This is a genomic window from Brevundimonas lenta (genome assembly GCF_014196335.1).
Taxonomy (GTDB): domain Bacteria; phylum Pseudomonadota; class Alphaproteobacteria; order Caulobacterales; family Caulobacteraceae; genus Brevundimonas; species Brevundimonas lenta.
The window spans coordinates 801,581-814,206 of the sequence record NZ_JACIDM010000001.1 but is presented as its reverse complement, the minus strand read 5'-3'; the positions used below and the strand labels follow the sequence as shown (position 1 = coordinate 814,206).

The following is a 12,626-nucleotide window of genomic DNA, read 5'->3' as shown; positions in this document are numbered from 1 at the left end:
CCATGAGCGACGCCGCGCCCGCGCTCGAGCTCGACGACATCCAGAGCGGGGTCCTGCGCCCGCGTCCCTCGCCCTACGCCGCCACCTACATCCTGCTGCGCATCGACGATCGCCGGGACGGGCGGGAATTCCTGCGTCGGCTCGGCGGCGTGATCACGGCCGTCCGGCCGCCGAAGCCGGTCGAACGCGACACCTCGGTCAGCGTCGCCCTGACTTACGAGGGGCTCAAGGCGCTGGGCGTTCCACAGACCTCGCTGGACAGCTTCACCTGGGAATTCCGCCAGGGCATGCGGGCGCGGGCCACGGCCCTCGGCGACGTCGGCGAGAGCGCACCCGAGCACTGGGAAACCCCTTTCGGCACGAACGACATTCACGTGGTCCTGATCGGCCTCGCCCCCGACGTTGCGAAACTGGAGGCGGCGCTCGCCTCCGGCCGCGCGGCCTTCGAGGACCTGCCGGGCGTGGTCCCGGTCTGGCGTCAGGACTGCCACGCCCCGCCCGATCACAAGGAGCCGTTCGGCTTCCGCGACGGCATCAGCCACCCGGCCATCGAGGGCAGCGGCATTCCCGGCGACAACCCGTTCGACCCGCCGCTCAAGGCCGGCGAACTGGTCCTCGGTTATCGCGACGAGATCGGCGCCCTGCCGCCCGCGCCTGTCCCTGAAATACTGGGTCGCAACGGGACCTACGTCGCCTTCCGCAAACTGCGCCAGAAGGTGGCCGAGTTCCGTCGCTACGTTCGCGCCAACGCCGCCGACGCCGCGGACGAAGAGCTGGTCGCCGCCAAGATGATGGGCCGCTGGCGGAGCGGCGCCCCCCTCGCCCTGTGCCCCCTGCACGACGATCCGGAGCTCGGAGCCGACCCGACGCGACACAACGCCTTCATGTTCCGCGCCGACGACGCGACTGGCTATAGCACCCCGCCCGGCTCGCACATCCGTCGCAGCAATCCCCGCGACGCCGATGTCGCCGGTGTCGTCCGCCTGCACCGCATGGTCCGCCGCGGCACCGCCTACGGTCCCTTGCTGCCCGAGGGCGTGCTGGAGGACGACGGCGAGGACCGCGGCCTGATGTTCGCCTTCGTCGGCGCCCACCTGAAGCGGCAGTTCGAGTTCGTGCAGTCCGAATGGATCAACGGCGGCGAATTCCTCGGCCTCGGCGACGCCCGGGATCCGGTCACCGGCAGCAACGAAGACGGCGACGCCTCCTTCTCCTTTCCCCGCCGCCCCCTGCCACGCAAGCTCCGCAACCTCGCCAGCTTCGTCGTCACCCGCGGCGGCGAATACGCCTTCATGCCAGGCCTCAGCGCCCTGCGCTGGCTCTCCGAACTGACCGACGAGGCCGACGGGTGAGCGCCGTCTCCAGCGACGTCCTGGTCATCGGCGGCGGACCGGCCGGTGTCATCGCCGCGGCCCGTGCGGGCGACCTCGGCGCGCGCACCACCCTGGTCACCGCCGGATCGTTCGGCGGCATGGCGGCCACCGACGGCCCGGTGCCGGTGCGCACCCTGGCCCACGCGGCGCGGCTGATGCGCGAGGCCCGCCAGCTCGAACGCTTCGGCGTCACCGTCAGCCCGCCCGTCCTCGACTACCCACGCCTGCTGGCCCGGGTGGACGCCGTGGTCGAAGAGGTCGCCCGCACCTCCCTGCTCCGCAAACAGATCGAGGACGCCGGGGTCGCCATCCACACCGACGTCGGCCCGGTCCGCTTCCTCGATCCGCACACCGTCGAGGCGCCCGACGGCCGACGCTTCGAGGCCGACAAGATCATCCTCTGCGTCGGCGGCGTCAGCCGCCGCCTGCCCATCCCGGGGTTCGAGCTGACGGCGACCCACAGCGACGCCTGGTCCCTGACCTCCGTCCCCGAGACCCTCATCGTCGTCGGCTCCGGCGCGACCGGCGCCCAGGTCGCCTCGGTCTTCAACGCCTTCGGCTCGAAGGTTCAGCTCTTCGAGGCCGGCGCCCGCATCCTGCACACCGAGGAGCCCGAGGTCTCGACCTGCGTCGCCGAAGCCTTCCGCGCATCCGGCATCACCATCCATGAGGGCTTCGGGGCCATCGAGTCCTTCGAACCGGCGCCCGGCGGCGTGCGCATGACCTGGAGCAAGGACGGCGAACGCCATCACGCCGACGCCGCCGTGGTGGTCGTGGCGATCGGCTGGGCCGCCGACACCGCGGCGATGAACCTCGCCACCGCCGGCGTCGAGATCAACGAGCGCGGCTTCATCCGCGTCGACGACGCCCAGCGCACCACCGCCCCGCACATCTTCGCCGCCGGCGACGTCACCGGCCGCCTCATGCTCGCGCCCCAGGCGCAGCACGGCGGCTTTACCGCCGCCACCAACGCCGTCACCGGTTCAGGCGAAAGCGCCGCAAGGGCGGTCAATCCGCTCGGCAGCTTCACGGACCCCGAGTACGCCCAGGTCGGCCTCGGCGAAGCCGCCGCGCGCAGGGCACACGAGGTGGAGGTCTTCACCGTCGGCTTCGACGTGACCATCCGGGCCATCATCGACGACCGCACCACGGGCTTCTGCAAACTGGTCGTCGACCACGCCGACCATCGCGTGCTCGGCTGTCACATCGTCGGCGAGCGGGCCGTGGAACTGGCGCAGATCGCCGCGGTGGTCATCGACGCGGGCATGACGGTCGAGACGCTGGCGCAGCTCCCCATCTCCTTCCCGACCTACGCCGGAATTCTCGGACGCGCCGCCGCGGCTGCGGCCCTCGGGCTTCGATGAGCGCCCGGCGGAATGCCGTCGCCGCCGTCGCGACGCTCGTCGCGCTCGCCCCGTTTACCGCCGCCCCGGCCCGCGCCCAGGACGACGGCCCCCGCGTCTACCAACTGGTCCCGAACGGCGCCCGCACCTTCACCGCCTTCGCCGTCGCCAAGCGCGGCAATGAGACGCCCGAGCCGGGCACGATCGTACCGGGGTCGGAGATCGACACCGACCTTCTGGTGCTCCGCTACGCCCAGACCTTCGATCTGGCGGGCCGCGCCTTCACGCCCTTCGCCATCCTGCCCATGGGTCGAGTGAACGCGACCGGCGCCGCCGAAAGCTCCGGCCTCGGCGACGCGCAGATCGGCGCGACCCTGGGCCTCATCGGCGCCCCGGCCCTGTCCCCGGAAGCGTTCGCGAGCTTCGAACCCCGCTTCGGCACGAGCGTGCTTGCCCGGGTCTATTTCCCGACCGGCGCCTATGATGCGGCGACGCCGGTCAACCTCGGCTCGAACCGGCCATCCTTCCAGCTCGGCTTCCCGACGTATTTCGCCTCCGGCCGCTCGTTCCGCGATCCGTCGCTGACCTCGCTGGAGGTGCTGCCGACGCTGACCTTCTACCAGGACAACGACGACCCCTTCGGCGGCGAGCGCAGCTCGAAGGACCCGCTGTTCAGCGTCGAGGCGCATCTGACCCGCAACCTCGGCGCCCGCACCTGGGTCTCGGCTGACCTGCTCTATCGCAACGGCGGCAAGGCGACGCTCGACGGCGTCGAGGACGCGGGCATGCACGGCTGGTCGGCGGGCGGCAGTCTCGCCTTTCCCTTCATCTCCAGGACCAATCTGATCCTGAGCTACCAGCACGTCATCGAGCGGCGCGACGACGGCCCCGACGGCTGGTTCTTCCGCACCGCTCTGGTGGCGCCGTTCTAGCTCGTCCGGCGACCGGCGATCCCCGCTGCGGGTTTCACCTCATAGCCCGCGCGGCGACGCGGAGGCTAAGGGCACATCCCAGAAATGGCGCCTTTTGGAGGTGGACGATGAGCGCTCACGACCAGCTTGTGACGGCGGCGACCCGACGGGCACATGAGATCATGGCCTTGCCCGTCGAGGAACGGGAGGACCGCTACGCCGGGATGAAGACCGAGCATCTGGCGACCGCGGGCGCCCTCGGCCTTCCCGACGACGCCGTCCAGGAGCTCGCCGATCAGATGGAGCGGACGATCCGTCGCCTCGTCGCCATCATGGAAGGCGGGGAGTAATTGCTATCCCGTCCCCATATATATAACGCCGGTTGACAGAACTCGCGTTCAAGTAGCCTCCTCTGCGATCTCGCCTTTTAGCAGAAACCGCAACGGGGGTTCTCGTGCCGATCCAGGATGTCGAACACGTCGTTGTGCTTATGCTGGAGAACCGCTCGTTCGACAGCATGCTGGGCTGGCTCTACGAGCATGACGCCCCCAGCCAGTTCATTCCCGCCAGTCCCGGCGCGCCCTATCGGGGCATGCAGAACGTCAATCCGGACGACTTCATCAACACCGTGCCGAAAAGCACCCTCACGGCGAAGCCGACTCGCGGGGTGACGGGGTTCACCATCCCGGACTTCGATCCCGGCGAAGAGTTCGAGCACGTCAACACGCAGTTCTACGGCCCCGACACGACGCCGTCCGGCAAGCCCTCCATGACAGGCCTGCTTGCGGACTTCGTCGGCATCCTGAACGGCCAGAATGTCAGCCCCGCGGACGTCCAGCGCCTGGCCCCGACCATCCTGCAGTGCTTCACGCCCGGCCAGCTGCCGGTGCTGAACCAGCTCGCGAAACACTACGCCGTCAGCGACGCCTGGTACGCTTCGGTGCCGTCCCAGACCAATCCGAACCGCTCGTTCCTGATGTGCGGCACCTCGAACGGGATGGTGAACAACGGCGACCTCGAAACCAATCCCCAGGCCAAGGAGATCCACAAGTTGCTGGGCATGGCCATCGGCGACGATCGCGTCGACGCGCCGACCATCTTCAATGCCCTCGACACCGCCGGCGTCGACTGGACCGTCTTCTGGCAGACCAGCTACCTGCCGCAGAAGATATCGACCCTGCTCAACGGCTTGCCGGTCCTCATCCCGATCCTCGCGGCCTCCGGTCATCCGGTGGCGGCGGCCGCGGCGAGCGTGGCTCTCGCAGCCCTCAGCCCCTACACCAGCTATCTGGAGGACCTCACCTCGGGCGAGCTGGGCTCCTGCTACACGTGGCGTCTGTACCCGCAGATCAAGGACAAGATCCCCAACGCGGCCCAGCATTTCCAGAAGCTGGAGGACTTCCACCGCCGCGCCCGCGCCGGCCAACTACCGGCCTTCAGCTACATCGAACCGTTCTGGTCGATCTCGCACACCGCCACCGACAACTCGGGGCTCGAGAAGCTGGTCACCGTCCTGGGCAATGACTACCACCCGCCCAGCAATCTCCTCGTCGGCGAGGAGTTCGTGAAGGAGGTCTACACCAGCCTGATCTCCAACCGCGCGGCCTGGGAAAAGACCCTGCTGCTGATCACCTTCGACGAGTTCGTCGGCGTCTTCGATCACCGCAAGGACGAGCTGGTCGAAGGCGTCGTCACCCCGCCCTGGGGGCCGAACGGCCAGCCGCCGTTCAAGAGCACGAGCGACTTCAAATTCGACCGCCTCGGCGCCCGCGTCCCGACCATCCTGATCTCGCCGCACGTCCAGAAGGGCACGGTCTTCCGCTCGGCGACGAACGTCCCCTACGACCACACCTCGGTCATCGCCACGACGCTGAAATGGCTGAACCGCACCGACCTCATGCCCCAGTTCGGACAGCGCACGGCGGCGGCGCCGACGTTCGAGAACGCGGTCACCCTCGGCACGCTCCGGACCGACGAAGCCGATATGCGCTTCCTGGACACGCCGAAGGCGATCGGCGACCCGGTCGGTTACGGCGACAGCTTCGTCCTCAAGAACCAGAACGGCCAGTATCTCACCAGCTTCTACACGACCATGCTGGCCGTCGGCGGCGGGTCCGTGATCCCTGACTCGCTCATGGGCATATGCGTGGATCTGGGGATCGCGGCCCACTTTCCCCGCATCGGGGGCGACACGCCCGCCACCCTGGCCTTCATCACCACCGACGCCGACCCCACGCCGCAGATCGCGGACGGCGCCCAGGTCATGCTGGTCTCGCGCGAGGAAGGGCTCGGCGCGCTCAACGTGCTCGGCGCCTGGGCGGACTCCAGCGACTGCTACTACGCCAACGAATATCTCGACGCGGCGAACGTGGCCAAGCAGCGGTGGGCGATCCAGAAGCTGGCCAACCAGGGCCAGCCGCTCCAGTACGGCGACCAGGTCTATCTCACCAACATGTCCTACTCCGGCCAGCGGCTGACCCGCGACCAGGGCTGGTTCACGCCCGCGGGCTGGATCACCACCGGGGCCGGCGGCGACTACTGGACCATCGTGCCGGCCGAGGCGCGCGTCGGCCACAATCCGTGGAACGGCGCCCCGCCCCTGACCATGATCGCGGCGTCGCAGCAGGGCGGCTCGCGCGGCGCCCAGCTGTGGGGCGTGGATCCGTCGGGCCAGCTGCGTTCGACCTTCCAGGAGACTCCCGGCGGCGCCTGGTCGCCCTGGTCCGGCGTCTGGAACGGCGCCTCGCCCTCCAACGCCATCTCGCTCGCCGCGGCCCAGCAGAACGACGGCACGGTCCGCCTGTGGCTGCTGGATGCGAACAACGCCCTGTACTCCAACGCCCAGACCTCGCCGGGCGGCGGCTGGTCCGGCTGGTCTCCTGCCGGCTGGAACGGCGCCCCGACGCTGCGCTCCATCGCAGCCTCCCAGCAGGGCGGCTCCCGCGGGGCCCAGCTCTGGGGCATCGACATGGACGGCCAGCTCCGCTCGACCTTCCAGGAGACGCCGGGCGGGCCCTGGTCCGGCTGGTCGGGCGTCTGGAACGACGCCTCGCCCGCGGGCCTGATCTCGGTGACCGCGGCGCAACAGAACGACGGCACGGTCCGCATCTGGGTCGTGGATCTGCACAACGCCGTCTATTCGAACGCCCAGACCTCGCCGGGCGGCGGCTGGTCCGGCTGGTCCGCCGCCGGCTGGAACAACGCCCCGCCGCTGCAGACGGTCGCCGCCTCGCAGCAGGGCGGCAGCCGCAGCGTCGCGCTCTGGGGCGTCGACACCAGCGGTCAGTTGCGTTGCAGCTTCCAGGAGTCGCCGGGCGGTCCGTGGTCGTCGTGGTCCGGCGTGTGGAACGGCGCATCGCCGTCCCACATCGGCTCGGTCGCCGTGTGCCAGCAGAACGACGGCACGTGCCGCATCTGGGCGCTGGACGGCAACCAGACCCTCTACTCGACCGCCCAGACCGGTCCCGGCCTGGGCTGGAACCCCTGGTCGCCTTCGGTCTGAGGCAGGGTCGGGGGAGGACGTCCTCCTGCGTCCTCCCCCGGCTCAATCATCGGACGCCGCCCAGGCGCATCGCCTCACGGTGAGCCACCACGGCCAGGACGCCGTACATCCCGCCCACGCACAGGGCGTAGGCCAGCGCCGCGCCGGTCGCCCCGAACGGCGGGATCAGCACGATCAGCAGGACCACCTGCACCGCCGCCGCCACAGCCACGGCGGCATAGATGACCCCGCGCCGCTGCCGGATCTTCAGCCAGGTCGGCGCCAGCGAGAACAGCACCGTCACCCCGGTCGCGACCGCCAGGATCCTCAGCGCCGCGACGCCCTCCGCCGCGAACTCGGGCCGGAACATCGCCAGCAGCGGACGCGAAAACACGAAGATCGCCAGCAGGAACACGATCACCGCCGGCCCCAGCCGGCGCAGCCGCTCACGCCGGGCCGTCATCACGGCCTCGAAATCCCCCTGCTCCATCAGCAGCGACAGCTTGCGGCCGTAGGCCCGGTTGGTGGAGGTCGCCAGCACCGCCGCCACGCCCACCGTCGCGCTCGCCGCGGCATAAGCGCCGATCGCCGCCGCCGACGCCTGCATCAGCTCCAGCCCGATCACCCCGGCCTGGGCCAGAATCGCCAGCGACACGCGATAGACGAAGAACGGCCGGCTCTCGACGCGCCAGACGGCGGCCTCCCCGACGTCGGCGGGCGCGGACAGCGCTTGCGGCGCCGCCCGTCGCAGGGCTGCGATCATGGCGCCCAGGGTCACGACCCACGCCACGCCCCAGCACCCCACCGCGGCCGCGCCAGTCAGCGGAACCGACCTCAGCATCAGCATCCCCGCCAGCACCAGCGCCAGAACCGGAGTCAGCAGCTTGAACAACGCCAGCGCCCGCAGCGGACGCCCGGCCGCGCTCAACGCCTCGACGCCGTAGTGGGCCAGGGCGCCCGCCGGCAGCGACAGACAGGTCACGACCATCGCCGGCCACACCGCGTCGCCCGGATCGCGCATCGACCAGCTCAGTCCCCCGACCACCGCACCGGTGACCAGGGCCGTCGCCAGCGTCCGTCGCGCGCCGAACCGCAGCAGCCCCGACGCCTGACTCCAGTCGCCGCGCTGCAACAATCCGGGCAACCGGCTGAGCACGTGTTTGTCGGAACCGAGCGGCGCGAACGACGCCATGACGATGAAGGCCGCCGACGCCACCACATAGGCCTCGAACCCCGCCGCCCCGAGACTCCGCGCCAGCATCACCGACAGGGCGTAGGCCACGGCCTGTCCGGCCGCCGCGACGACCACCAGGACGTGCATACCGTCAGGGTTTTCCCTGAACTGCGCCATAAAGAACCCTGTATTCGACCCCTGCAATACTATTCGCTGCAGGATTTCGATGCGATATCGGCCGTAGCGTCGGCTGCGCGCAAGAGACGACGGCGCATTTCATTTCAGCTCGCCGGGGGCCGGAGGGCGTATTTTGGATATCAGCCGCAGAAGCGTGGTCAAGGCGACCGGATATGCTGTCGCCGGGGCCATGATCTCTTCCGAATTCTCACCCATGGCGGCAGCACAAGCCGCTGATTTCAATATAGATCGCGCCTTCACCGCCTTCCTCGCCGACATCGGGCGCAGTCCCGGGGACGCCGGCGGCGGCGTCAGCTTCACCGGCGCCGACCCCCTGATCCACAGCCGCTTCCGCATCGCCACCTCCATGGCCCTGCCCGCCACGGCTGCGGCGCTGGGCGCGGCGGCGATCTGGAAGGACCGCACCGGCCAGACCCAGGACGTGGCCATCGATCTGCGCGAGGCCCTCTACGGGGTGAACCCGCTCATCACCCTGATCATGCAGCACCGCGTGATGGTCGGCGCCCTGCCGGCCGACGATCCGGTGGTCGCCAACTTCTCCTTCGTGCCGCTGATCAACGACCGCTGGCTGCAGGCGCCCGTCGGCCTCGGCAATCCGATGTCGTTCGTGCCGTTCGAGACGAAGGACGGCCGCTTCGCCAACATCACCGGGGCCTATCCGCACCTCTACGACCGCGCGCTCAACGTGCTGAAGGCCACGCCGAACCGCGAGTCCATCGCCGCCGCGGTCCGCACCTGGGACGCCGAAGCGCTGGAGGATGCCCTCGCCGAAAACCGCGCCGTCGGCGCCATCCACCGCTCGACGGAGGAATGGGCCGCCCACCCCGAAGGACGCCACCTCGGCGCGCGGCCGCTGATCGACATCGTCAAGGTGGCCGACTCGCCGCCGGTGCCGTGGACGCCGAACCCGCAACAGCCTTTGTCGGGTATCCGCGCCCTGTCCCTGACCCATGTCATCGCCGGCTCCACCACCGCCCGCACCCTGTCCGAATACGGCGCCGAGGTGCTGCACGTCGTCCGCGACCAGTCGTTCGAGCACGAGGCCATCTGGACCGACGTCAACGTCGGCATGCGGTCGACCCTGCTGAACCTGACCCAGGACCCGCACAAACAGGCGCTCCAGGCCCTGCTTCCACAGACCGACGTGTTCATCGAGGGCTTCAGCGGCCGCGGCATCGAACGACTCGGCTTCGGCGTCGACGAGGTGGTCCGGCGGAAGCCCGGCGTCATCTACATGTCCATGCGCTGCTACAGCTGGGACGGGCCCTGGCAGGACCGCGGCGGCTTCGACATGGAGGCCCTGACCGTCACCGGCTTCACCCTGCTGGAGGGCGGCGGCCAGCCGTCGCTCGGCGAGAACTATCCCGCCGCCGGCACCTCGACGACGGCTCCGGCCTTCCCGCCCACCCTGGTCCTCAACGACTATGTCGCCGGCTATCTGGGCGCGGCCGGGGTCATCGAGGCCCTGCGCCGGCGGGCGACCGAGGGCGGCAGCTACCACGTCCGCATCAGCCTCTCGCGCGCCGCCATGTGGTACCAGAGCCTCGGCGTCTTCCCGAACCGCGAGGTCGACGTCAGCCGTCCCGAACATCGCATGGTCCCGCCGGAAACGATCACCGGCACGACCTGCTACGGCGAGGTCCACCGCCTGGCGCCACTGGTCAAACTGTCCCGGACGCCCGGCCGCTGGCCAGCCCCCCTGCTGCGCGTGCGCGGCGGCGATCGGCCCGTGTGGGAGAGTTGATCCCATGCGTTCCTGCGATCCACGCACGGGCGTCGGCAGGGCCTCGCTCGCCTTCGCCCTGCTGCTCCTCCCCGCCTTCCCGGCCATCGCCCAGGACGCCATAGCGCCCGCCGACGAAGCGGCCGGTCTGCCGGTGATCACCCACCCCGATCCCGAAGCGCCGCCCGATCCGACAGCCGTCGCTCCCGACGCCGCGCCCCAGGACGCTCCGTCGACGGACGATGACGAACCGCTCTACCCCACGCTGCTGGAGACCACCCTGTCCGTCGAGGGCGACCTCGAGCCCGACGGCCCGCCCGGCCCGCGCCGCGAGACGGCGCTCGCCCCCTGGTTCGCCTGGAAGCAGGGCCTGACCGAACGCACCGGCCTGACCATCGGCGGCTCATGGGGCCTGCTGTGGCAGAACTACTCCAACAGCCGCATCGACCAGCAGGACGCCGTCGGCAGCAAATTCACCCTCAACCTGTCGTGGGCCGTCGATAACCGCGGCGAACCCGACGCCCTGATGTTCGACATGGCCATCGAGGACCGGCGCCCGGTCGGCACCGACCTGCCCCCGCTCCAGGCCGGCATCGGCGCGGGTTCGGGGGTGCCCACCGCGGCCACCTGGGGCGACTTCAGCCTCGGCGTGACCCAGGCCTACATCCGGCAGAATCTCGCCGGCAACCGCTTCCAGTACGCCGTCGGCAAGATCTTCGCGCCGAACTTCGTCAACGCCTATCCCTTCTTCGACGACAACCGTCAGTTCCTCAGCCTGCAGTTCTCGACCAGCCCCACCATCGCCGTTCCCCTGCGCGGCTTCGGCGCGGTCGCGGCGGGCTTCCCGACCGAGGGCGGCCTGTATCTGAAGGGCGGCATCTTCACGCCGTACAGCGACGACACCGGCTGGACCGTCGACGACTTCTTCGGCGAGAGCGCCAAATTCTATTTCTTCGAAACCGGCTGGAGCGGCCTGTCCGGCGCGGGCATGCCGATCCACGCCCGCGGCCCGATGGACCGCAACAATTTCCACGTCACCACCTGGTACCGCGACGCCCTCAACGACGGCAGTCCCCGCGCTTACGGCGTCGCCTTCAACGCCAACTTCATGGCCGGCGAGGACTTCATGTGGTTCGTGCGCGGCGGCTGGTCGAACGGCTGGCTGGCCGACGCGAACCTCAGCGCCGGCCTCGGCTGGCGCCCGCCGACCGCGCCTTCCGACCTGCTCGGATTCGCAGGCGGCTGGACCAGTCCGTCGAACGACTTCCTCGAAACCCAGTACACGGCGGAGCTCTTCTACCGGTACCACCTGACCGAAAACTTCGCCCTGACCCCGGTGCTGCAGCTGGTCCTCAACCCCAGCCTCTATCCGACGCGGGACTCGATCACCGTCCTCAGCGTCCGCTCGCGCATCACCTTCTGATCAGGCGTCGACCCGTTCAGGCGCCCGCGCCGGGACCGGCTTTCCGGGGTGGTTCACCTCGTGATGGTACTGGGCCGCGCCGGACTCCGGGACCTGCTCGCCCGAACGGTCCGCGATCCGCGCCCACTGCGCCTCGATCTGCTCGGCCGCGTCGTCCGCATCGCCGACATGGATGCCGTTCGTCATCGTGATGTGGGCCTGTTCGAAGGCGCCCGCGCCGGCCAGCAGGATCGTCCGCGTCGGCGCATTCTCGCTCACCAGGGCCACGACGCCCGGACTGACCAGGTCCGTCGACAGGCCGCGCAGGTCCTCGGGCGAATACAGCTTCTCGGTCATCTGGGTGGCCGCGCTGGGCGCCAGGCAGTTCACGTGGATGCCGTACTTCTGGCCTTCCAGGGCCAGGGTCTGCATCAGGCCGACCAGCGCCATCTTCGCCGCCGAATAGTTCGACTGGCCGAAGTTTCCGTACAGCCCCGACGACGAGGTCGTGAAGACGATCCGGCCATAACCCTGCTCGCGCATGTGCGGCCACACCGCCTTGGTCAGGTTCACCGAGCCCATCACGTGCACGTCGATGACCATGGCGAAATCGTCGAGGTCCAGGTTGGCGAAGGTGCGGTCGCGCAGGATGCCCGCGTTGTTGACGACGATGTCGATCGAGCCCCAGCGGGCGATCGTTTCGCGCACCATGTCCTCGACGCCCGTGCGGTCGGTGACGCTGCAGGTCCACGGCATGGCCTTGCCGCCCAGGGCCTGGATTTCCGCCGCCACCGCATCGGCCGCGCCGGGGCTCAGGTCGTTGACGACGACGCGCGCGCCGCGCTTCGCCAGGGCGATGGCGTGGCTGCGGCCCAGGCCGCCGCCGGCCCCCGTTACGATTGCGGTGCGATGGCTCAGATCGATCGTCATGGCGTATTTCCCCGAAATTCCGACGGCCGCGCACGACGACCGGCGACGCCCGCATACTTCGCGGTGCGCGGCGCAGACTGAAGCGATCTTC

General features: G+C 69.7%; 9 protein-coding genes. 7 read left to right on the top strand and 2 right to left on the bottom strand.

Annotated elements, in window-relative coordinates:
* Positions 1 to 2 precede the first annotated feature (2 nt).
* From GGR12_RS04055 to GGR12_RS04035, 5 genes are all read left to right on the top strand, one after another.
* Entirely contained in the window at positions 3 to 1,352 is a 1,350-nt protein-coding gene (locus GGR12_RS04055; RefSeq protein WP_183203096.1) for a Dyp-type peroxidase, read from the top strand.
* Positions 1,349 to 2,737, top strand: a complete 1,389-nt coding sequence (locus tag GGR12_RS04050) for an FAD-dependent oxidoreductase (protein WP_183203095.1) — start codon at positions 1,349 to 1,351, stop codon at positions 2,735 to 2,737. The genes GGR12_RS04055 and GGR12_RS04050 overlap by 4 nt, the downstream gene beginning before the upstream one ends.
* Entirely contained in the window at positions 2,734 to 3,648 is a 915-nt protein-coding gene (locus GGR12_RS04045; RefSeq protein WP_183203094.1) for a transporter, read from the top strand. Before GGR12_RS04050 ends, GGR12_RS04045 begins: the two co-directional genes overlap by 4 nt.
* Positions 3,649 to 3,755: 107 nt before the next feature.
* On the top strand, positions 3,756 to 3,977 hold the full coding sequence (locus GGR12_RS04040; protein ID WP_183203093.1) for a hypothetical protein: 222 nt from the start codon (positions 3,756 to 3,758) through the stop codon (positions 3,975 to 3,977).
* 104 nt (positions 3,978 to 4,081) lie between these two features.
* A complete protein-coding gene (locus GGR12_RS04035; RefSeq protein ID WP_183203092.1) occupies positions 4,082 to 7,129 on the top strand; it encodes an alkaline phosphatase family protein in 3,048 nt (1,015 codons plus the stop codon).
* Positions 7,130 to 7,175: 46 nt separating this feature from the next.
* Here GGR12_RS04035 and GGR12_RS04030 read toward each other — a convergent pair whose 3' ends face one another.
* On the bottom strand, positions 7,176 to 8,459 hold the full coding sequence (locus GGR12_RS04030) for a lipopolysaccharide biosynthesis protein (RefSeq protein WP_183203091.1): 1,284 nt from the start codon (positions 8,457 to 8,459) through the stop codon (positions 7,176 to 7,178).
* Between the two features lie 214 nt (positions 8,460 to 8,673).
* Here GGR12_RS04030 and GGR12_RS04025 point away from each other — a divergent pair, with 214 nt between their 5' ends.
* Positions 8,674 to 10,224 (top strand): CoA transferase, encoded by a 1,551-nt coding sequence (locus GGR12_RS04025; RefSeq protein WP_183203090.1) that lies wholly within the window; start codon positions 8,674 to 8,676, stop codon positions 10,222 to 10,224.
* Positions 10,225 to 10,228: 4 nt separating this feature from the next.
* A complete protein-coding gene (locus GGR12_RS04020) occupies positions 10,229 to 11,626 on the top strand; it encodes a carbohydrate porin (protein WP_183203089.1) in 1,398 nt (465 codons plus the stop codon).
* Here GGR12_RS04020 and GGR12_RS04015 read toward each other — a convergent pair whose 3' ends face one another.
* The gene (locus tag GGR12_RS04015) at positions 11,627 to 12,535 is read right to left on the bottom strand and encodes an SDR family NAD(P)-dependent oxidoreductase (protein WP_183203088.1); all 909 of its coding nucleotides are present in this window, start codon (positions 12,533 to 12,535) and stop codon (positions 11,627 to 11,629) included. It lies immediately after the preceding gene.
* Between the last annotated feature and the right edge of the window lie 91 nt (positions 12,536 to 12,626).

What these genes read in the sequence shown, in the direction of transcription:
- GGR12_RS04055 (WP_183203096.1), top strand. Translation starts at nt 3, where the DNA reads ATGAGCGACGCCGCGCCCGCGCTCGAGCTCGACGACATCCAGAGCGGG.
- GGR12_RS04045 (WP_183203094.1), top strand. Translation starts at nt 2,734, where the DNA reads ATGAGCGCCCGGCGGAATGCCGTCGCCGCCGTCGCGACGCTCGTCGCG.
- GGR12_RS04040 (WP_183203093.1), top strand. Translation starts at nt 3,756, where the DNA reads ATGAGCGCTCACGACCAGCTTGTGACGGCGGCGACCCGACGGGCACAT.
- GGR12_RS04030 (WP_183203091.1), bottom strand. Translation starts at nt 8,459, where the DNA reads ATGGCGCAGTTCAGGGAAAACCCTGACGGTATGCACGTCCTGGTGGTC.
- GGR12_RS04025 (WP_183203090.1), top strand. Translation starts at nt 8,674, where the DNA reads ATGGCGGCAGCACAAGCCGCTGATTTCAATATAGATCGCGCCTTCACC.
- GGR12_RS04020 (WP_183203089.1), top strand. Translation starts at nt 10,229, where the DNA reads ATGCGTTCCTGCGATCCACGCACGGGCGTCGGCAGGGCCTCGCTCGCC.
- GGR12_RS04015 (WP_183203088.1), bottom strand. Translation starts at nt 12,535, where the DNA reads ATGACGATCGATCTGAGCCATCGCACCGCAATCGTAACGGGGGCCGGC.